Origin of the sequence: Streptomyces sp. NBC_01445 (genome assembly GCF_035918235.1) — a bacterium.
Lineage (GTDB): Bacteria > Actinomycetota > Actinomycetes > Streptomycetales > Streptomycetaceae > Streptomyces.
Genome location: NZ_CP109486.1, coordinates 119,492 through 138,661, shown reverse-complemented (window position 1 = coordinate 138,661; position 19,170 = coordinate 119,492). Strand labels below are relative to the sequence as shown.

Genomic DNA, 19,170 nt, shown 5'->3' with positions numbered 1-19,170 from the left:
CCGAGCGTCAAAGACGCTCGACGTTGTCGCGGGCCGGCATGGCACCACGCGTGTGCCGGAGCGGAGGCCGCCTGGTCGGCGACTTTCGTGAGGTCGAGGGTGTTGTGGGGCGTGAGTGGCACCACAGCGTCGTACTCCTCGACCGGGATCTCGCTCCCGCGTCCCACGTCGTCCGTGGGGGTCCAGGACGTTCACAGCGGCTCCCGCGCCAAGAGCTCGACCGCGTGACGGGGCGGAGCTCTCCCGCTGTTGTTCCGTCTGTGCTCTAGAGCCGCTCGATGTGCTGGGCGCGCGTCATGACGCCGCGGGTGTCGAGGACGTAGGCGGCCTCGGCGGCGAGTTGCGTGAGGTCGAATTCGCCGTGTTGGGTGAGCAGGAGGACGGCGTCGAAGTCGGCAACGCTCGTGCCGTCTCCCGCGGATGCGAAGGGGATGTCCCGGCGGCCGCCTTCGGTCAGGTAGGGGTCGACGACGGTGACATCGGCGCCCATGGCGCGCAGCCGGTCGATGACCTGGATGGCCGGTGATTGGCGGGCGTCGGACGTGCCGGGCTTGTAGGCGGCGCCGAGGGCGAGGATGCGGGCCCCGTGCACGCTGCGGCGGAAGCGGCGGCTGAGTGCATCCTGCAGGCGGCGCACCACGTAGTCGGGCTGGCTTTCGTTGATGTCCTGGGCCAGCTCAACGAGCCTGAAGGTCTGCCCGTGCTGCGTTTTGACGTGATGGCTGAGGTAGACGGGGTCGATGGGCAGGCAGTGTCCGCCGACGCCGGGGCCGGGCAGGAACTTGGTGAACCCGAACGGCTTGGTCGCGGCCAACTCCAGGGTGTGCCAGACGTCCACGCCGAGGGTGTGTGCCATCCGGGAGAGTTCGTTGACCAGGGCGATGTTGACGTGCCGGTAGGTGTTCTCGAACACCTTGGCCAGCTCGGCTTCTTCCAGACCGGAGGCCGGCACGGTGACGTCGGTGACGGAGTCGTAGAAGGCCTTCACGCGGCGCAGGCAGGCTTGTGTGAGACCAGCAACGATCTTGGGCGTGTTTTCCAGACGCCAGAGCGTGTTGCCGGGGTCGATGCGCTCGGGGCTGAACCCGACATGGAAGTCGCGTCCGGCGATGAGGCCCGAGCCCTCCTCCAGCAGAGGGACGAGCACATCGCGGGTGGTACCGGGGTGCGTGGTCGACTCCAGTACCACGGTGGCGCCCGGCTCCAGCCATCTGGCCAGGGTTCGGCCGGCCTCGCGCACACAACTGAGGTCGGGGGCACGGTCGGTCAGCGGTGTCGGTACCGTGATGACGGCGACGTCGAAACCCTTGAGATCCTTCGGATCCGAGGTCGGGGTGTAGGCCCCCGATTGCAGCACGTCCTGCAGACGAGTCGAGTCGATGTCCTCGATGTAGGACGAGCCGGTGGCCAGTCGCTGGCAGCGGTTTTGGTCGGGTTCGTAGCCAGTCACGATGTAGCCGGCCTCGGCGGCCTGCAGGGCCAGAGGCAGGCCGACATAGCCCTGCCCTAGAACGCAGATGTGCATGGTGGTGTCCTCCCCTTGATCCGGCTCGCAGGCATGCGGGTCTGGCGCAGGAAACTCTCCATGCCGAGCCGCAGGTAGCCGGGGTCTTCGTTGTAGGCGGGTATCAGGATCGAGACGTGCAGCGCGTCCAGCCGGCGACGGGCGCGGCCGGTCAGGTGCGGTACCCGCTCGAGGTGGTACATGAAGGCCTGCAGCAGGAACACCAGGAACAGGCTGATCCAGACCACGGTGAGCTGGCTGCGAGTCTCGGCGTCGGTGGCGAAGGCGACCACTGCGTGATGCGTGGCCCACGCGGCGGCCGACAGAACAACGATGATGCCCATGACGACGGTCGCGGACCGGTGCTGATGGGCGCTCAGCACCGGCGCACTGCGCTGACGGCGACTCACTTGCCGTGCCGCGCTGGGGACGTGGACGTGGACGTGGACGTGGCCTCGTCGGCGGCGAGCGTGCGGCGGAACCCGAAACGAATGCACAGCAGACCCGAGCAGAGCAGGCCCGCCGCGGTGGCGAACATCGAGCCGCCGATCGGATAGCTGATGCCACCGATCACCAGAACCGGAGCCCCCGTCTGCGCAAGCTGAGCGTGTCCAGGCATACGTATATCCCCCCCGTGGGAACGGCCGTTGGATGGAAAAAATGATAGGAGCAACTGTGGAGGTTCCGTGCAGTCCTTGAACTTTGAAAGAGCTTTCTATGCCCACCGGAGGGGCACCATCCGGTACGGCAACGGAGAGTAATGCCAGGTCAGTGACACACAAGCATGATCGAATCCCGTGACACAACTGCGACATTCAATTTCCGGCACCCGCGCCAAACGGCCTCTCACGTCACACCTGTCACACCGTCAAGTGCCGCTCACCCTCCAATCGTTGGCCAACGATCGCCCCGATCCATGGCCAACGGTCAATTAAATTCAATGAAGAAGCGGAATATAAAACCGGAGCCATGGCGCGCCACTTGGGCGGCGCAGCCCACAAGGAAACGTGGCCTGCGATGCGTTCAAGCCAGGGAAGCCGAAAGGTTCACGCCAGCAATGCGCATGCCGGATCGTCATGCGGTCCGACTGTCGCGGGCGGTCAATTCGGCCACGCCACGCTCCCGCACGGCCTGGTCGTGGAGGTCGCGGCGGGCACCACCAGATATTCGGTTGTCACCGTCATGAGACTGCGATGACGAGGCGGGGCGCCTCAGCCGGGAGGCGCCCCACCCTGCTGTCTCACCTCGGGGGATGGCGGATCACCGGGTACATCGGGTCGTGCGGCGCCTGGTGACGGGCCACGGGCAACACCCTTGCCGCCGACCGGTCGACGGATAGGGTGACCTGGTGCTTTCGAACATAGGTCCCCTTGGGCTGCTCTTCGTCACAGCAGCGTTCCTTCTCCTCATCGCGCCGACGGTGATCGCCTACCGCAGGAAGGTGGCACGCCTGTGGCTGGTTGTCGTGGTCAACCTGGCTGGCATCACGGGCGTGTTGTGGTTCGTGGCCCTGTACATGGCGATGACGATGCGCACCCGCGCAGCTGACATCACACCCCCGCACGTCCCGAGGGGCACCGCCCTGAGCTAGAGGCAAGGGGAGAGAGCAGCCGAATGACACTCAAAGGGACGCTTGGCCTCCACCGTGGTGGTCATGCCGTCCACGGTCGCAGCCGCGGAACGCCTGCTCAAGCTGGTCGGTGACCACGTACTCGCGCACGCGCTGCCCGGACTCGCCAAAGCAGCAGGCTGCGGCTGCTGGTGTGCGCGCCGTCGGCGGTCTCGGGTGGGCTCTGGCCGTGGTGGGTGTGCAGCAGCCGTGGCCCTTCGCCGGGCGGCTGGACTCTGCCGCGGGGTGCGCAGTCGGCGATGTGGCGGGGCAGTGGCGGCCTCGGCATGGGGCTAGCCGCGGCCCGTGCCTGTGCGTGGCTCGAAGGAGTGGGTCGCGGCGCCGTCTTGGTCGCGGCGCGGGCCCTGCAGCGTCCTGCCCGGAGGCGGTGCCGCGCCGGCCGTGTTGACGCGGGGGAGCGCGTAGGGGTGGTCCTCGGTCAGCCAGCGCATCATCCGCTCACGGACCGTGACCCTCACCGTCCAGATATCGTCCGCGTCCTTGGCCGTGACCAGGGCGCGCACCTGCATGGTGTTAGGAGTGGAATCCGTGACGGCGAGCCCGTAGTCGCGTCCGTCCCAGGCCGGGCACTCGCGCAGGATGTCGCGCAGCTTCTCGCGCATGGCCTCCACCGGCGCCGAGTGGTCGACGTGGAAGAAGACGATGCCGGTCATCTGGGCGCTGCCACGCGACCAGTTCTCGAACGGCTTCGAGGTGAAGTACGAGACGGGCATCGTGATCCGCCGCTCGTCCCAGGTCCGTACCGTCAGAAAGGTCAGGGTGATCTCGTCGACGGTGCCCCACTCGCCGTCCACCACGACCGTGTCGCCGAGGCGCACCATGTCGCCGAAGGCGATCTGCAGCCCGGCGAAGAGGTTCGACAGCGTGGACTGTGCGGCGACACCGGCGACGATGCCGAGGACGCCGGCCGAGGCGAGCAGCGAGGCGCCGGCCGCCCGCATCGCCGGGAAGGTGAGCAGCATCGCGGCGACCGCGACCACACCGACGATCGCGGACACCACCCGCTGGATCAGCGACACCTGGGTGCGGACCCGGCGGACCCGGGCGGGGTCGCGGTGCGCGGTCGCGTAGCGGGTGTACGAGGTCTCCACGATGGCGGCGGCGATGCGCACCACCAGCCAGGCCGTGGAGCCGATGAGGGTCAGCGTCAGGATCCGGCCGATGCCGATGGAGTGCTCCTCCAGCAGCTTGGCCTCCGCGTAAGACCCTCTGAGCATGGCGGTGCACAGAACGAGTTGGAAGGGGACACGGCCGCGACGGAGCAGCCCCCACAGCGGGGTCTCGTGGTGCCGGCCGTCCGCGCGTCGCAGCAGCCGGTCCACGGCCCACCCGACGAGCAGCGTGAGCACGACCGAGCCGCCGACGACGATCACCGGGCGCAGTACGTTCTCCATGCCCCCGACCGTAACCGGCCCGTCGCGGTCCAAACCTGGAGCCGGAAGCCGCCACGCGGGCCCGTGCGGCGTCGTCGGTCCAGGCTGGCCCCATGGAGCCCATGAACGTCATGCTCCTTCACTCCACCTACGGGCTGCGGCCGGCGGTGCGCGCCGCGGCGGACCGGCTGCGTGCCGCGGGGGCACGAGGTGTGAACACCCGACCTCTTCGAGGGCCGCACCTTCGACACCGTGGAGGAGGGAATGGCCTTCAACGAGGAGATCGGCAAGGACGAGCTCCTCAAGCGCGCCGTGCTCGCCGCCGTGCCCTGCTCCGAGCGAGGCCTGGTGTACGTGGGCTTCTCCGTCGGCGCGTCGATCGCGCAGACCCTCGCCCTGGGCGACGACAGGCCCGGGGACTGCTGCTCCTGCACGGCACTTCGGGCATCGCGGAGAGCGCCTCGGTGGACGAGCTGCCGGTCCAGCTGCACGTCGCCGAGCCGGACCAGTTCGAGACGGACGACTGGCTGAGCGCCCGATACGAGGTAGAGGTAGCACCCCCGACACCCGAAAGATCACGTCCCCGCGCCTGCTGCCCGCGCCCGCTCGCTGCCCCGCGGGGTTCCGGCATTCCGAACCCGGCCGCCATGTACCGGGCCGCGCACGCCTGGAGGAACGAGGGGTCACTGACACGGGCCGCGATCTCACCCACCCGGCCAGCCGCCGCACACGCCACCACCCTTGCTGCCCGTGGCCGATGTGCCCGGCGCGTGGCGTGGGGGAGGGGACGGTGAGGCTGTCGGGCTCGGATGGTCGCCGTCTGGTCGGACACGTTCTTTCCCCGGGTTTCCACGCCCCCACAGCCACCTGTACCGCCCGCCGGCCCGGCTGGTCCCTGACCGTGACCTGCTCCTGGCAGCGGACCTGCCGGATTGTCAGTGGCCGTCCCTAGACTGCGAGTTGACGTCATCTGCTGGATCCTGAACCCATGCACACTTTCAAAACTAACTCTATCGACACCTCGATAAGGGCATGCTTATGATGCCCTGCATGAAGAGTTCGACGTTCGTCATGGTCCATGTCGGCCAGAGCACTGAAGCCCAGCGCAACCTCGTCCACGGCATCGAGACACTGTCCTGGGGCTTCCCCGAGGAAAAACCCGAATACAGGGACGCCCACCCGCAGTTCGCGCTCCTGGCCACCGGAGCCTCGCCGCGAGTCCAGCTCGAGAACTGGCTTCAGGACACCGCAACGCTCTACCTCTTCCAGGTCCGCGGCGGCTTCTACGAGGGCCGGTCCTGGCACTGGCCCGACGAAGAGGCCGAGCGGCGCCTGAAGTACCCCCAGCGCTTCGGCATCGAACCCCTCGCGCGGCTCGAGAACATCCCCCTGGGCCCCAAGGGACCGCTCACCGAAGCAGGCAGCGACGCCATCCGCCGCTCAGGCACCGACCGGGGCATGGGCAAGCTCGTTCAGATGCCGGCCCAGCGCCTCCTGGAGCTGGCCAGGATCCCCTTCGACCCCGACGAGCCCGAAGACGTGCCCCTGGACAAGTCACCGGGCTTCACGGCGGAACAGGTGGAGGGCAAGAAGAAGCCCCAGCGGCGCCGCCGCGGCGCCGGCTACATCTCCGACCCGAAGAAACGCAAAGCCATCGAACTGCACGCAGAGAACCACGCAGTTGCCCACTACGAGAAGCACGGCTGGACGGTCGAGAGGCTGGGCAAGCCCTACGACCTGCGCTGCACCCGCGGCACGGAAGAACTCCATGTCGAGGTCAAAGGCACCACGGGAGCCGCGACGAGCGTAGAGCTGACGATCAACGAGGTCCTGCACGCCAGGGACAAGGACAACACCGTCGACCTCTACGTCGTCAGCGACATCAAGGTCGATACCCAGACCGACCCCTACACCGCCAGCGGCAACAAGATCACGCTCTTCACCGACTGGGAGCCGGCCGAGGAGGACCTGAGGCCCCGCAAGTACGAGTACCGGCTCCCGGACACCACCGGCTGACCCCCGCGGGGCCCGGTCGCGGCAAGAGAAGCCCAAGGGCTTGACGCCCAGACACCTGCCCCGCAGCGCCAGGCTGCCACGGGTGCCTGATCAGACGGGGCGCCCGGCGACAGCTCACTTCGATCACTGCCCGCGCCAGGTCCCGTTGTGGTTCGTGTGGGACGGGGATGCGGTCTGGGTGTGCGCGAGCGTGACGTTGGCGATGGTGCGTAAGGTGCGCATAGATCCGAGGGTGCGCCTGTCACTGCCGGACACCTTCGATGTCGTGCTGCTCCAAGGTGCGGCGCAGTGCTTCACGCACCGGGACGTGCCGGTGGACGCAGTGGACGCTTTCGCCGGCAGGTTCGGCTGGGACCCACGCGTGGTGGACGGCCCCTTTGCGTATCTGCGGATAGCGCCGAAGGTGGTAGGTGCTTGGTGCGGGGGAGCCGGAGTTGAGCGGCAGGGTCATCATGCGTGACGCGCTTGGCTGCAGTGGTGGCTGCCGTGGCCGGACGCCCTGCCTGTAGTGGACCTCCCGCTCGCGGTGCCGGTGCCCGGCTATTTGCCGGCGTCCTCGGCGATGGTGTGGGCGACGAGGGCGTTGGCGTGGCCGTGGCCCACACCGTGTTCGGACTTGAGCCAGTTGACGAGCTCCATGTGCTTGCTGAGGGGGGCGGCGCGGATGAGCTCTTTCCATTCGGCGATCGGGCGGCCGTACTTCTTCTCGATGGAGGGGAAGTAGCTGGCAGGGCCCTTCACTTGGGTGGCCACGGGTGTCCTCGTTTCCTGTCTGGATGATCTTGATGCTGTCGATGATTCATTGGAGCGGCGGTCGGCACCGGTTAAAGGTTCGCCGGGGTGGTGGTCAGGCGGGTCGTCAGCGCGGTGGGTCACAGCAGGCCGAGACCCGCGCCGGCGGTGATGGCCAGGACGGAGGCGGCGGGGGCCGCGAAGCGGCGTGCTGCGCTGCCCTGAGCGTCTGGGTCATGCACGAGCCTTCCTCGCGTGGTGGTGTCTTCATCTGACCGACGGGAACCGGCAAAGTCATCGGTCTGGACAAGGTGCGCTAGATCACGAGCACCTCGTCCGATCGCACGGAACACGCCTCGCCCGCTACCTCGCGGGCCACCCAGCCCGATCCACGGGCCAACTTCACCATGCTGTCCCCGACACTCGAAACCGACGGGTTCGGCAGATTCCTGAAGGATGCCGGTTCCCAACCCGGGAGGAGAGGCCGCCTTGTCGCACCCTGTCTCGCTTGGGGTCGGCTCCGGAACCATCGCTCTTGTGGCGGGGCCGGGAAATCTGCCGGGGCCGTGGTCATCGGGATGTAGCCGGTGCCTCAACTGCACGGACAGGAGGGCCGGTTGAACCGCCGGTGGGGTCGGGTACCGTTGTCGGGGTGTCTGACATCATGCGGCCGTGATCACTGCGGACGACAACCTGCTGGCCAGCCTGGACGAAGTGCACTGGTCGAAACTGAACCATGCCCACGGGACGGCCGCCGATGTTCCCGGCCAACTGCGCGCCCTGTGCGCAGACGACGAGCAGGCACGACAGCAGGCCAGGCGTTCCAGTCGGCGGTGTAGCCGTCGCGGGTCTTCTTCGGCCGGCTGCCCTCGACGTGCCGGGGCGCGTCGCGGTCGAGCCGGTCGAGGCGTGCCTCGGTCTCCGGGGCGAACCGTCCGGGAGCCGGGACGCCGAGCTGACGGGTCGTGGTGCTCACACTGACCGACAGGTCCGTGTTTGTCATGCACGCCCCTGAGTGACCGTCATGCCGCTTCTTCCGTACCAGGATTCGTAGCGTCTGGATCCCGGATATGTGAGCTTATCCGGAGTCCAAGGGGTGGTGTCCGCTCCGTCCGCCCCGAAGTGGGCGCGGGCTGCAACCGGCGGCGCGTCAGCGCAGTCTTGATCGTGCATGGGCATGCTTACACCCCGCCGGCGCTACTGAGCGCCCGTCTCCTGTGGCCAGGTCTTCACGACCAGCCACTCCCCGGCGGGGCCGGCCTGCTCCTCGAGGACGATCCGCATGTCCTTCAGCCCGCTGTACTCGCCGATCCACGACCGGAACTTGCGGTCCGCGACTGCCGCGTCGAACCAGGTGCCTTCCATGACCATGCGGCCGCCCGAGAGGAGGGTGAGTCGGTACTGCGTCTGATCATCCACAGGCGCACTCTGCCACGGGCCTGCGATGCGCCGACGGCAGCCCGCTACTGCGTGGCGGCGACGATCAGCACGATCGCCACGACCGCGACGAGAAACCACCACGGCGGCGCCGACGAGCTGGGCCGGCGAGTCCACCGGCCCCGATGGTCCCGCGGCTGAACACCCCTACGCCTCGCCATGCCCGTCCCCCTGCCTGCCGGTCTGTCGCTCCAGGGTCGGGGGGGGAGGGCGCACGGCAAGTGGGCGAACTGGCCCACGGCGGACGCCCGAAGGTCATCGACGACGACATGCTGCTGTTCGCCCGCGAAGTTCACCTTGGGGTCAGTCACGCACTGATCCTCGTGATCTACGTCCCGGTCCGGGTGGCCCGAGGCGCCCGCGTCGTGAGGCGTCCCCCGAACGCCGGGCCCTCAGCGGCGGCCAGCCCGGGGAGGCTCGTCTGGGTCAGGGAGATGTGAGGTTATCCGGGGTCCATCCGGTGGCGTGGATTCGATGGCAGCTCCGGCGCCGGCGATTCTGTGCCGCCGCGGCGGGGGGTTAAGGCGGTTCGTTTACCGCACGACGGGCGGGTCCTGATCCTCGTCGAGCAGTTGGTCGAGTTCCGCGTCGGCCTGTCTCGACTGTGCCTCACTGCCGAAGGGCATCATGGCGTGGCTGCGCTCGAGGTAGAGCAGCAGCGCCTGGTGGTCGATGTGGATGCGGGCCTCGCCCACCTCGTTGCGGACTCGCAGCAGGACCCCGAGCGGCGAGCTCTGCTCTGCCACGGGCTCCACGGTGATGTCTCCTATGCCCGCTGTACCGGTGAGGCCGGCGGACAGCAGGTCCCGCGAGATGACCCAGCCGGCGCTGCCGTGGCCGGGCCGGGACACGGTCAGGCCGACGACGAGCGGGTCGTCGGTGGAGTACCTGAGCGTGATGTCGCACCGTTCGCGTTCGCCGCCGGGCAGGGTGACGAACCCCCGTGCGATGCCCTCGAGTTGTCTGTCACTGTCAGGACTCACCCTGGCCATTCCCTTCCCCGTTGCGGCACGCCGATGACTCGTGCGTCATCGCACGTACGTCTCGAAGATCGAACCTAGCCATGCAGCCGGGCATGTCCTCGACACCGGCCGGGTTGGGCGCCAACCCTTCGCAACATGTTCGGAAAGGTTCACACACCACCTCACAGCCGCATCCCAACGACGTGTGAACTCGGGCACGACGGCAGAGCGATCCGGTGCGTGGATGCCGCGCATCGACGCACTGGCTCTGCCTTGGCGAAGGCGCGTCATGCCAACTGCGGTGCGCTACCGACGCGGTGCGTAGCACCGCGCCGGTGAAGGCCTACCCGGCCGTGGCGGACGGTGCGGTTACGGCATTCCGGTCGTGGGGTTCACGGCAGACCGTTATGAACTGGACTTGTTGCGGGTGACTCCGCCGCGTTGGCGCAGGGTGACGCCTGCCTCGGTGAGGATGTGGTGGACGAAGCCGTACGAGCGTCCTGTGCTGTCGGCGATGCTCCGGATGGAGGCGCCGCTTTCGTATGCGGTCTTCAGCTCGGCGGCGAGCTTGTCGCGTGCTGCACCGGTGATCCGCTTGCCCTTGTCCACAACCTCTCCTTCGCTGCCCCGTCCAGAGGGCGATCATCGCGCACCCTGTCGGCGCCCGTCAGGGATTCACTGATCTCGCTGCCTGGGCCGGGTGCGTCGTCAGGATGTGGGGGACACGGCGCGGGCCAGGGGTTCGAGGTCGCCGTAGAGGGCGGCGTGCAGGGCGGCGGCCAGTTCACGGGCCAGTCCTTCGCTGTCCACGTCGTGCAGGACGAAGTCGACGGGGCCGGCGGAGGAGTCGGGGCGGATCTCCCGGGAGCGGATGAGACGGGCGACGGCCTCGCGCACGGCGTCATGGGCGGTGGTGGGGATGGTGTGCTGCGGGGCGGTGAGCGCGTCGGCCTTGACCGCCCACTGCGGGCCCTGTTGCTCGACCGCGATGAACACGACGCGCTGCTCTTTGGCCGCCTTGCACGCCGCGTTGAAGGCGTCCATGCCGGTTGCGTCCGGGATCCGGTCGGCGGGGCAGGGCGTCGGCAGCGGCTCCATGACAAGCATCCTCCCAGGAGACAGACGCAGGCGCCGCGTGGCCCCGGAGCGTGTCCCCTCGCGGGTCAGGCCGGGCGTTGAGATGGTGCGCGACAACGGCCCCGGTTCCCCTTCCCCGGACCGCGTGACCGACAGCCCTGGCCGCGCCCCTTTGGGTGCACGGAGGGCTTCATGCCGGGGCGGGGTTCTGGCGAACCGGCCGAGGTGATGGACTGGTGGGGCTGCCCAAGCGGCGGGGCCCCAACCTCGGTGCCACCAACGGGCAGCCTGGAGCGCGGCGCCGACGGGGGTGGCGCCTGCGGCCTCGTGGGGGTGCGGTGCGGGCGCGGTGGGGGCCGGGCCCGCACCGCGCGGACCAGTACATCGCCGCACACGCGACCGAACAGCCGCCCTCTCGGCGCCCCGATCACCGGCCCCGGCGTGGCCTGGACGTGCGACGCGACCGGCCCAGGACAGACCGTGAGCTGCCGTAACGCCGCCCGACTGTCATCCTGGAAGGCCGTACTCCCTCCAGCCCGCCCGACGGAGTACGGCCCAAGGACACGGCGAGCGGAGGCCATCATGCTGACCAGTCACAGCGTCGACGGCGACGCCCTGCACGTGACGCTGCACCACAACGTCGACGTCAACACCCGGGCCGCGGCCGCCGTCGAGATCGAAGCCCTCGTCCACACCCACACGCCCCGCCGCGTCACCGTCCAGGTCCCCGCCGGGGAACCGACGCCCGCCACACTCAGCGTCCTCGTCCGCGCCCATCGCACGTGCAAGAGCCTCGACATCCCCCTCAGCCTGACCGGAGCCACCACGGCGACACAACGCCTCTTCGCCACGAACACCGCCTAGAAGCCTCCCCAGCCAGCAAGTCCGTTGCCCCGGGCAGGGATGGGCCAACCCTGCCCGGCCGGTCCAGCAGCCTCGGTTACCGGGCAGGTCGGCGAGGCTGCCGGCCGGTACAGCGGGTGCGGGGATGGGGGGAGAGGGACCCGCACCACGCTGGCCTATCGGGTGGGCCACGGGCAGTTCTCTGCCAGCCTGACCCACTCCCGGTCCACCTGCCCCGGCACGACACGCCCCTGCGCACTCCACCGGGCGGCCAACGCCGCAAAGATCGGCTCACCAGGCGGAGGCGGAACCGTTTCCTCGCGGCCGGTGACCGGAGCGGGCTGGGTCGTCGTGGTCACGCAGTTCTAACGCGCGAATCCGCCTGTGGTCACCGTGGCGGCACCGACGCGATCGGCGAGGGCCTGGCGGCCGTCGCGTACGCGCTGCTGGACGTCGCGCATGCCATCCGGGAGAACACCGAAGCCCGCCAGCAGTAGGGGAGCGGCCCGGCAGCAGCATCGGCCGGACATAGGGCGCACCGCCGGGCCTCTCCGCGCAGCGGAGGCCAGCGCGCATCCCCGGCTCGGCTGCCGCAGGCTGGCCCTGTGGAGTACCCCGTCGCTGTCGCCCTCGCCGAGGCCGTGCCGACGCTGCCCCGCGGTAAGGGTTGGTGGTACGAGATCAAGTTCGACGGGCACCGCACCGTGATGTGGCGCGATGCCGAGACTGTCCGGCTACAGGCCAGGTCCGGGCGGGCGGTCACCTCAGCGTGGATGGATCTGGCCGTGACCGGCATGAACTCGCTACGCCCCGGCACGGTCCTCGACGGGGAGGCGGTGGTCTACAACGAAGGGAGGGGCGACTTCGCAGCCGCGCAGTCCCGCGCGGCCTCCGGCCCGGCCCGCGCCCGCGAACTCGCCGCGGTGCTCCCCGCCTCATACGCAACTGGAGTACACGCGAGTTCTTCAAGCGTGCTCACAGCGCGACCCCATCACGCCTTCACAACACCGCGTCCGTGTGGTTCTCCAGGGCGTGCAGGAGCCGGCCCTGGAAGTCCTCGTCCTGTGCCGCGGGGTGCGGGGTCTGTGTCTGCTGGTGATACCAGTAGCCACCGGTGGGCGGGGTTGCCTCGGGGTGGGTGGCGAGCCAGGTCTGGGTCCGGTGTCCGGCGGCCAGGTCGTCCGGTGCGCCGGGACCGCCCATGCGGGTGGGGACCCAGCCGGGGTCCACCGCGTGGCTGGACGTGCCCTGCCAGCGGTGTGCGACGGCGAGCGCGAGCGTGGTGACCCAGAGCTTGGTGTCGTCGTAGGAGGCGGTGCCCTCGCCCAGCCGGCGCAGGTCGGTGGAGCCAGTGCGGTGCATGGAGCTGCTGAGGTAGATGAGCCGGTCCGGCTTGTCCATCAGGGCCGTCAGCAGATACGGCGCGACCACGTTGACGGTGACCGCTTCGGGGGAGCGCATGACGCCGGCGTTGTGGATGACGGTATCGAAGCGGCCGAACTCGCCTGCCTGCCGGGCGACATCGCGGATCTCGTCCGGGTCGGAGAGATCCCCTGTGACGACGCCCTTCCAGCGCGCGGTGTCTCCGGCGTCGGCGAGTCGGGCCGTGTTGCGGACGTGGACGACGACGTCATGCCCGTCGCCGGCCAGCGCGTCCGCCGTGTCGCGCCCGAGCCCGCTGGAGGCTCCGGTCACCAGGATCAGTGCCATGTCCCTCATCTCCCGTCTGTGGGGTGTCCGTGCCGGCACCCGGCGCGGACATGCGCTGCCGCTTCGTGATCGACGAGAAGACCTTTGCATGAAAAACGGGCGAGCGCGGGTGGGGTGTCAGCTGCTGAAGACCAGTTCCGCCTGGTCGCGGCGCGTGGTGTGAAGCTCCCAGTAGACGGGGGAGATCTCCTCGGCCTGGGCGACCGGGTGGCCGGGCATGACGGCGGCGCCGATCGACACGTCGATGGCGACGTGTGCGGCCTGGACTCCGGTGCCGTCCAGTTCCTTGTGCAGGTTGACGGCCCAGTTGCGCAGCGCCGCCGCGGCGGCGTTGACGTTGCCGATCATAGGAACGGGGTCGAGCGATCCCGCCCCGGTCGTGAACAGCAGGGTGCCCGCGCCTGCCTCCCGCATCGCGGGCAGCACGACGCGGGTTGCGGCGATGGCCCCGTACAGCTGGAACTCCATCTCGTGCTGAACGTGTCCCGGGTCGGTCTCGGATGGTGCGGTCATCGCGGTGGAGCCCAGGCCGCCCACCGGCGAGTACTCCAGAACGTCGATGGAACCGAAGTGCGCGGCGGCGTCCTTGAGCGCCTGGGTGAGTGCGTCGCGGTCGAGTACGTCGGCGGGGAAGGCGGCGGCGCTGATGCCTTCGGTGGTCAGTTCACCGGCCAGGTTCTCGAGCTTGGCGCGATTGCGGGCGATCAGCGCGACCTCGTAGCCGTGCGTGCCGAACGTGCGAGCAATGGCGAGACCGAGCTGGGGGCCGGCGCCGACGATGGCGATGGTGGGCATGAGGGGCCTTTCGTGAAGGTGGACATGATGGAGATGGATAGGGCTATCCGTTTCGGATCGATCCGGAAAGCCCTATCCGGTTCACGATCGACGGTAACACGGTAATCGGATAGGGCCTTCCGTTTTGCTAGCCTGACGGGCATGACCTCCCGAGACCCCGACTCCGCAGCCCCGCCCAAGCGCAGCGACGCGGAGCGCAACCGGGGGCGGATCATCGCCGCCGCGCGCACGGTGTTCGGGTGCCACGGACTGAACGCGTCGATGGCCTCGGTCGCGCGGCAGGCCGGGGTGGGGATCGCCACCCTCTTCCGTCACTTTCCCGGCAAGGAGGAGCTCGTCGTCGCGGTCTTCGCGGACCGCATGGAGGTATACGCGCGGGCCACCGCCGACGCCCTGGCGGCCCCGGACCCCTGGGACGGCTTCACCGGCTACATCCAGGAGGTCTGCGCGATGCAGGCCGCCGACCGCGGCTTCGCCGACATCCTGACCATGAGCTTCTCCGACGCCCAGGAACTGGAAGCGCTCCGTGCCCAGGCGTACCAGGGCTTCCTCGAACTCATCGGCCGCGCCAAGGACAGCGGGCAGCTCCGCGAGGACTTCACCAGCCGGGATCTCGTCCTGCTGCTGATGGCCAACGCCGGCGTCCTCAGCGCCACCGGCGACGCCGCGCCGGACGCCTGGCGCCGCGTCGTGGCGTGGATGATCCAGTCCTTCCAGGCCCCATCCCGCGGACCGCTCCCGGACCCGCCGCAGGACGCCGCCCTGTACGAGGCGATGCGCCGCGCCAGCCATGGCGTCAGCTCCCGCGAGACCGGGAAGCGGCACTGATCGATCGGCCGGAGCCGTCGATCGGCGTGCGGGAGTGGGCGCAGCTCGTGCGCGCCCGCACTGATCTGACCCCTCCGACATCCCCGCGCTCGGCACCGTTCTGAGGTGACAACCCGCCCACCAAGCCAGCAAGATGCCGAAGTTCAGTGCAAGTTCGACTCGTTCGCGCTTCAGGATTCCGCGAACCCGCGCGCTTCCGTGTGGGACCTCCTCGCCCACCCCGAACTCGGCGACGTCTGCAGCCGCCCGTACACCGAGCGGCGCGCTCTCCTGCTCGACCTGCTCCACGACGTGTTGCCCCCGATCCAGGCCGTACCCGCGACAGATGATCCGGACGTCGCGCAGCTCTGGTACGACACGCTTCAGGCCTAGGGCATTGAGGGTGTCGTCTGTAAGCGCGCCACGTCCCCGTACCGGGCCGGGCGGATCTGGAAGAAGGTGCGGCACTCGGACACCGTCGACGCCGACGTCGTCGGCTACATCGGCCCGGCATCCCGGCCCCATCGTGTGGCGGTCCGGCTGCCGGACGGCAGCCGCGTGCTGTCGCAGGCGCTGACAGCTCCCGTCGCTGCGGAAATCGCCCGACACGTCCTCGCCGCAGGCCCGGGGCGCGGGGCGCGGACGTCGGCCGGCGAGGCCTACGTGACGACCAGCCGCGGTCTCGTGGTGGAGGTTCTCGCGGGGACGACCCGGCACGCCGTGGTGACGGTGACGCGCGTCAGGTAGCGCGGCCGGCAGAGGTCCGCGGTGCGAGTAGCTACCTATTCAGACGGGCTTTGCGCTAGCGGAAAAGCGAGCGCCCAAGCTGGCTGTCTCGTCATTGCACAGGGCCAGCGGCACAGCTGTCCTGTGACAGTGAACCTTGAGTGCGTGCCATCGAAGTTTGTGTGGTGCAGGAGGGGGCCGGGTGAACTCCTGCACGCTCTGTTCGGCGCGGCCGCCACCCCAGGCACTGAGCTCGCCGTTGCAGCCCTCGCCGGAGACGTCCCACAGAGCCGTATCCGCGCCCTGGCTCCCGCCTACGTCGCCAGCCTCAACCACTGACCATCTGCGCCCCTAAGAAGCCGTATCTCAACCGAACAGGATCGCTTGATTTCTGCTGGTCAGGCATGGTGTCGCTCGGAATGAGGGAGGCATCCGGCGTCTTGTTTCCGCTCCGTGAGCGAGGGGTGCGCGATGACGTCGGTGCTGGGAATGCTGGAGGAGCGGGAGACGGCTGCCCGGGTGCGGGTGGAAGGGCTGCGGGAGGAAGTCGCCCGGTTGTCTGGGGTGTTGGAGGCTGCCGAGATCGATCTGGACCGGCGGGTGATCGCGCGGGAAGAGCTGGTCGAGGCCCTGGCAGCCTCGGCTGCGGAGACCACCGCCGTGACCGAGGCCGAGGCGGAGCAGGAAACCGTGCCCTCGCCCGTGCCGGGCTCGATCGTGCCACCTTGGCGCGAAGGGTTGCCGGTGACGGTGCTGGCGCCGGACTACCAGCGGATCCTGGGCGTGCTCGACGAGCGGCAGCCAGCGGGCCAAGGACCGCTGAAGGCCAAGGAAATCACGGTGGAGCTGGGCCTTCAAACGACGTCGGCGAAGGTCGAAGGGGTGCGCTCGAAGGCCAGGCGCCTGGCGGAGCGCGGGTGGCTCGTGCAGGAGACGTCGGGGATGTTCAGCGCCGCCCGGCGGCCCATGGCCGTGCCAGACGCCGCCCCATCCGCGTGACCATCGACCACCGGATCATCGCCTCGCTGCTGGCCGGCAACGTCTCGTAGTCCCGGGCCAGCCGGCGCGAATGCATCAACCACGCGAACGTGCGCTCCACCACCCACCTGCGCGGCAGCACCACGAAGCCCGTGGTGTCGTCGGTGCGCTTGACGACCTGAAGGGTGAGCGCGAGTTTCTGCCGGCACCAGTCGACCAGGCCGCCGGTGTAACCGCCGTCTGCCCAGACCAGGCAGATGTCACGGTGCAGGCGGCGCAGCCGCTGCAGCAGGCCCACCGCGGCATCCCGGTCCCCGACGTTCGCGGCGGTCACCGCGACGACCAGGAGCAGACCGAGGCAGTCGGTCACGATGTGCCGCTTGCGGCCGCCCACCTTCTTCCCGCCGTCCCAGCCGCGCGAGACGGACGGCACCGAGGCCGCGGCCTTCACCGACTGCGCATCGATGATCCCCGCCGTCGGCTCCGCCTCACGGCCCTCCCGCTCACGCACCCGTCCGCGCAGCCGATCGTGGAACTCTGCGATCAGCCCGTGCTCGCGCCAGCGGCGGAAGAAGGCGTAAACCCGGCCCCAATCAGGGAAGTCCACGGGCATCGCCCGCCAGGAGATCCCGCCCGCGACCAGATAACGGACGGCGTCCAGCATCTGTCGATGACAGTAGCCCTCGGGCTGCCCGCCCCGGCCCTGGAGCCAGGCCGGCACCGGCAACAGCGGCCGGACGGCCGCCCACTCCGCGTCCGACATGTCCGAGGGATACCGGCGTTCCCGGTCCGGATGGTCGGCCGCGTTGCCGTACACATGCGCGAGGCAATCACACGATGGAGCAGCCGAGTTGAACTGAACGGGCTCGGACGCGTACAACAACGACACCAGGGCCTCCCGGCACTGCTCGGTTAGATTCGCATCCCCGAGCTACCGAGAGGCCCTGTCTTCATGCACGTACAACGGGAAGATCACCCCGACGGGAAAACCGTTCGACCCACACGTTCCATGATCGGTTGAGATACGGCTTCTAAGTGAGTGTCTGGAAAGGCGGGATACCGGCGCTAGAGGCCCAGACGATCTGCAAGGGTCGGGGATCGACGGATGAACAGGCTTCCCAGGCCATGGTGGAACCTCAGCCCGACCTCATAACTACTCCGCAACGTTGGTGCTGTTCGGGGGATTGAATACGCAGAACTCGTTGCCCTCCGGGTCGGCAACGACGATCCAGCGAAAGCCGTGTTCGCTGAGTTCTTCAGAGAGCCTCGCAGCGCCGAGCCGTTCGAGGCGATTGACCTCGGACACCAGTTCTGCGGTGCCAAAGTCGAGGTCAAGGTGCATGCGGTTCTTGCCCTGCTTTGGTTCTGGGACGTGCTGCAGGAGAAGGGTTGGTGCAGGAGCGGGCCCGACCAGGCTTAGGTAGGGAGGTCCGTGGAAGCCGCGCCGGTAGTCCAGCGGGGCGAGCGCGGCGAGCCAGAAGTTGGCTTGCGCTTCGGTGTCGACACAGTCCAGCGTCACAACGATCTGCATGGCGGAACGGTAGGAGGCCTGGTCCGCCCTGGCGATCTATTTTTCGGCAGCACCCGAGGTGGTGCTGCCGCTCTTCAGGCCCAAGCATCCTCTGCGAGCTCTTATGCCGTTGAGTCCTTTTTCGACCAGCCCTTGCGAGGACCGCTGCGGGTGATCCTCCGGGTCATCAGGGTGATGAGTGCCCAGGTCAGGTGGGCTTCGGAATGTTGTGGCAGACGTTCGTAGTCGCGGACGTTGCGCCGGGCCTTCATGATCCAGCCGAGAGTGCGTTCGACTCTCCAGCGGCGGGGCAGGAGCACGAAGCCTTTCGCGCCGCGGGGCCGGGAGACCGTTTTCAGGGTCATGTTGAGGAAGTCGCCGGACCAGTTGATGAGCTGGCCTGCGTAGGCGGAGTCGGCCCAGACCTGTGTGATCTGGGGTTGCACGACCCGCAGGCGCCAGAGGAGTTCGCGGGCCGCGTCGCGGTCGGTGGTGTCGGCGGGCGTCACCGTGATCATCACGGGCAGGCCGAGGGTGTCAACGGCGATGTGTCTCTTGCGTCCGTTGATCTTCTTCCCGGCGTCGAAGCCGCGGGTGGCCTTGGATACTGTCTCGGCCGCTTTGACGGACTGAGAGTCGAGGATCAACGTCACGGGCCAGGGGCATCGTCCCTGGCCCGTGCGGATCTGTCGGCGGAGCTGGTCGCGCAGGAAGGCGATGACGCCGCGGCGGTGCCAGGCCGCGAAGTGGTAGTAGACGGTCTGCCAGGGAGGGTAATCGGCCGGTAGCGCCCGCCATTTGACGCCGTTGTCGACGACGTAGCGGATCGGCATCCGCTACCGTATCGCCCGTAAGGGAATTGAGCCGTCCACCCACCTAGGACGCCACCGTTGGGTCGTTGAGAGAACAGTCTCCTGGCTGGCCGGATGCCGCCGCCTGCACCGACGGTACGAACGCAAGGCTGAACACTTCCTGGCCTTCGTGGGTCTTGCCGCGGCCCTCATCGTCTTTCGCTGACTCACTAGGCACTGATGCCCCACCTGTGACACGGCACGATGGGCCAATGGCAT

At 68.6% G+C, this 19,170-nt stretch carries 23 protein-coding genes and 4 pseudogenes; 12 read left to right on the top strand and 15 right to left on the bottom strand.

What is annotated here, in order from left to right:
• Nucleotides 1-265: 265 nt before the first annotated feature.
• The 3 genes from OG574_RS48655 to OG574_RS48645 are packed head-to-tail and all read right to left on the bottom strand — an operon-like array spanning nucleotide 266 to nucleotide 2,123.
• A complete protein-coding gene (locus OG574_RS48655) occupies nucleotides 266-1,525 on the bottom strand; it encodes a nucleotide sugar dehydrogenase (RefSeq protein ID WP_326771346.1) in 1,260 nt (419 codons plus the stop codon).
• Nucleotides 1,507-1,887 (bottom strand): hypothetical protein, encoded by a 381-nt coding sequence (locus OG574_RS48650; protein ID WP_326771345.1) that lies wholly within the window; start codon nucleotides 1,885-1,887, stop codon nucleotides 1,507-1,509. The genes OG574_RS48655 and OG574_RS48650 overlap by 19 nt, the downstream gene beginning before the upstream one ends.
• A 23-nt stretch (nucleotides 1,888-1,910) precedes the next feature.
• Complete coding sequence (locus OG574_RS48645) at nucleotides 1,911-2,123, bottom strand: hypothetical protein (protein WP_326771344.1); 213 nt, start codon at nucleotides 2,121-2,123, stop codon at nucleotides 1,911-1,913.
• 729 nt (nucleotides 2,124-2,852) lie between these two features.
• Between OG574_RS48645 and OG574_RS48640 the strand changes: the two genes are divergently transcribed.
• A complete protein-coding gene (locus OG574_RS48640) occupies nucleotides 2,853-3,095 on the top strand; it encodes a superinfection immunity protein (protein WP_326771343.1) in 243 nt (80 codons plus the stop codon).
• Nucleotides 3,096-3,406: 311 nt separating this feature from the next.
• Here OG574_RS48640 and OG574_RS48635 read toward each other — a convergent pair whose 3' ends face one another.
• The gene (locus tag OG574_RS48635; RefSeq protein ID WP_326771342.1) at nucleotides 3,407-4,528 is read right to left on the bottom strand and encodes a mechanosensitive ion channel family protein; all 1,122 of its coding nucleotides are present in this window, start codon (nucleotides 4,526-4,528) and stop codon (nucleotides 3,407-3,409) included.
• A 101-nt stretch (nucleotides 4,529-4,629) separates the two neighbouring features.
• Between OG574_RS48635 and OG574_RS48630 the strand changes: the two are divergent.
• Both OG574_RS48630 and OG574_RS48625 read left to right on the top strand, forming a co-directional pair.
• A pseudogene (locus tag OG574_RS48630) lies at nucleotides 4,630-5,049 on the top strand (dienelactone hydrolase family protein); the annotation flags it as partial.
• Between the two features lie 508 nt (nucleotides 5,050-5,557).
• Nucleotides 5,558-6,523: a protein NO VEIN domain-containing protein gene (locus OG574_RS48625; protein ID WP_326771341.1), complete on the top strand. Its 966-nt coding sequence runs from the start codon at nucleotides 5,558-5,560 to the stop codon at nucleotides 6,521-6,523.
• Between the two features lie 540 nt (nucleotides 6,524-7,063).
• On the opposite strand, the gene OG574_RS48620 is transcribed toward OG574_RS48625, so the two are convergent.
• Both OG574_RS48620 and OG574_RS48615 read right to left on the bottom strand, forming a co-directional pair.
• Nucleotides 7,064-7,276, bottom strand: coding sequence for a DUF4287 domain-containing protein (locus OG574_RS48620; RefSeq protein ID WP_326771340.1), 213 nt, complete (start codon nucleotides 7,274-7,276; stop codon nucleotides 7,064-7,066).
• A gap of 1,176 nt (nucleotides 7,277-8,452) precedes the next feature.
• Nucleotides 8,453-8,674, bottom strand: coding sequence for a hypothetical protein (locus OG574_RS48615; protein WP_326771339.1), 222 nt, complete (start codon nucleotides 8,672-8,674; stop codon nucleotides 8,453-8,455).
• Nucleotides 8,675-8,913: 239 nt separating this feature from the next.
• On the opposite strand from OG574_RS48615, the gene OG574_RS48610 reads away from it, so the two are divergent.
• On the top strand, nucleotides 8,914-9,132 hold the full coding sequence (locus OG574_RS48610; protein WP_326771338.1) for a hypothetical protein: 219 nt from the start codon (nucleotides 8,914-8,916) through the stop codon (nucleotides 9,130-9,132).
• Nucleotides 9,133-9,225: 93 nt separating this feature from the next.
• On the opposite strand, the gene OG574_RS48605 is transcribed toward OG574_RS48610, so the two are convergent.
• The 3 genes from OG574_RS48605 to OG574_RS48595 all read right to left on the bottom strand — a co-directional run bounded on the left by OG574_RS48605 (nucleotide 9,226) and on the right by OG574_RS48595 (nucleotide 10,752).
• Nucleotides 9,226-9,675 (bottom strand): SsgA family sporulation/cell division regulator, encoded by a 450-nt coding sequence (locus OG574_RS48605; protein ID WP_326771337.1) that lies wholly within the window; start codon nucleotides 9,673-9,675, stop codon nucleotides 9,226-9,228.
• Between the two features lie 384 nt (nucleotides 9,676-10,059).
• On the bottom strand, nucleotides 10,060-10,263 hold the full coding sequence (locus OG574_RS48600) for a helix-turn-helix domain-containing protein (protein ID WP_326771336.1): 204 nt from the start codon (nucleotides 10,261-10,263) through the stop codon (nucleotides 10,060-10,062).
• A gap of 99 nt (nucleotides 10,264-10,362) precedes the next feature.
• Nucleotides 10,363-10,752 carry a hypothetical protein gene (locus OG574_RS48595; protein ID WP_326771335.1) on the bottom strand — a complete coding sequence of 130 codons (390 nt, stop codon included), beginning with the start codon at nucleotides 10,750-10,752 and terminating at the stop codon, nucleotides 10,363-10,365.
• A 561-nt stretch (nucleotides 10,753-11,313) separates the two neighbouring features.
• On the opposite strand from OG574_RS48595, the gene OG574_RS48590 reads away from it, so the two are divergent.
• Nucleotides 11,314-11,595, top strand: coding sequence for a hypothetical protein (locus tag OG574_RS48590; RefSeq protein ID WP_326771334.1), 282 nt, complete (start codon nucleotides 11,314-11,316; stop codon nucleotides 11,593-11,595).
• A 344-nt stretch (nucleotides 11,596-11,939) separates the two neighbouring features.
• Here OG574_RS48590 and OG574_RS48585 read toward each other — a convergent pair whose 3' ends face one another.
• Nucleotides 11,940-12,104: a hypothetical protein gene (locus OG574_RS48585; RefSeq protein WP_326771333.1), complete on the bottom strand. Its 165-nt coding sequence runs from the start codon at nucleotides 12,102-12,104 to the stop codon at nucleotides 11,940-11,942.
• A gap of 75 nt (nucleotides 12,105-12,179) precedes the next feature.
• Here OG574_RS48585 and OG574_RS48580 point away from each other — a divergent pair.
• Nucleotides 12,180-12,449: pseudogene (locus OG574_RS48580) on the top strand (ATP-dependent DNA ligase); the annotation flags it as partial.
• Between the two features lie 124 nt (nucleotides 12,450-12,573).
• Here the strand turns inward: OG574_RS48580 and OG574_RS48575 are convergent.
• Together OG574_RS48575 and OG574_RS48570 are read right to left on the bottom strand one after the other, a co-directional pair.
• Complete coding sequence (locus tag OG574_RS48575; protein WP_442816959.1) at nucleotides 12,574-13,293, bottom strand: SDR family NAD(P)-dependent oxidoreductase; 720 nt, start codon at nucleotides 13,291-13,293, stop codon at nucleotides 12,574-12,576.
• A 108-nt stretch (nucleotides 13,294-13,401) separates the two neighbouring features.
• Nucleotides 13,402-14,079, bottom strand: coding sequence for an SDR family NAD(P)-dependent oxidoreductase (locus OG574_RS48570; RefSeq protein ID WP_326771331.1), 678 nt, complete (start codon nucleotides 14,077-14,079; stop codon nucleotides 13,402-13,404).
• A gap of 141 nt (nucleotides 14,080-14,220) precedes the next feature.
• Here OG574_RS48570 and OG574_RS48565 point away from each other — a divergent pair, with 141 nt between their 5' ends.
• From OG574_RS48565 to OG574_RS48545, 5 genes are all read left to right on the top strand, one after another.
• Nucleotides 14,221-14,907: a TetR/AcrR family transcriptional regulator gene (locus OG574_RS48565; protein WP_326771330.1), complete on the top strand. Its 687-nt coding sequence runs from the start codon at nucleotides 14,221-14,223 to the stop codon at nucleotides 14,905-14,907.
• Nucleotides 14,908-15,012: 105 nt separating this feature from the next.
• The gene (locus OG574_RS48560) at nucleotides 15,013-15,279 is read left to right on the top strand and encodes a hypothetical protein (RefSeq protein ID WP_326771329.1); all 267 of its coding nucleotides are present in this window, start codon (nucleotides 15,013-15,015) and stop codon (nucleotides 15,277-15,279) included.
• A 66-nt stretch (nucleotides 15,280-15,345) separates the two neighbouring features.
• Nucleotides 15,346-15,633, top strand: coding sequence for a hypothetical protein (locus OG574_RS48555; protein WP_326771328.1), 288 nt, complete (start codon nucleotides 15,346-15,348; stop codon nucleotides 15,631-15,633).
• A gap of 144 nt (nucleotides 15,634-15,777) precedes the next feature.
• Complete coding sequence (locus OG574_RS48550; RefSeq protein WP_326771327.1) at nucleotides 15,778-15,951, top strand: hypothetical protein; 174 nt, start codon at nucleotides 15,778-15,780, stop codon at nucleotides 15,949-15,951.
• 132 nt (nucleotides 15,952-16,083) lie between these two features.
• On the top strand, nucleotides 16,084-16,611 hold the full coding sequence (locus OG574_RS48545; RefSeq protein WP_326771326.1) for a hypothetical protein: 528 nt from the start codon (nucleotides 16,084-16,086) through the stop codon (nucleotides 16,609-16,611).
• Here the strand turns inward: OG574_RS48545 and OG574_RS48540 are convergent.
• The 3 genes and pseudogenes from OG574_RS48540 to OG574_RS48530 all read right to left on the bottom strand — a co-directional run.
• Nucleotides 16,559-17,353, bottom strand: coding sequence for an IS5 family transposase (locus tag OG574_RS48540; protein ID WP_326771325.1), 795 nt, complete (start codon nucleotides 17,351-17,353; stop codon nucleotides 16,559-16,561). The genes OG574_RS48545 and OG574_RS48540 overlap by 53 nt on opposite strands.
• 390 nt (nucleotides 17,354-17,743) lie before the next feature.
• Nucleotides 17,744-18,121 (bottom strand): VOC family protein, encoded by a 378-nt coding sequence (locus OG574_RS48535; protein ID WP_326771324.1) that lies wholly within the window; start codon nucleotides 18,119-18,121, stop codon nucleotides 17,744-17,746.
• Between the two features lie 116 nt (nucleotides 18,122-18,237).
• Nucleotides 18,238-18,927, bottom strand: a pseudogene (locus OG574_RS48530) (IS5 family transposase); the annotation flags it as partial.
• 1 nt (nucleotide 18,928) lies between these two features.
• Here OG574_RS48530 and OG574_RS48525 point away from each other — a divergent pair.
• Nucleotides 18,929-19,117, top strand: a pseudogene (locus OG574_RS48525) (transposase); the annotation flags it as partial.
• Nucleotides 19,118-19,170 lie beyond the last annotated feature (53 nt).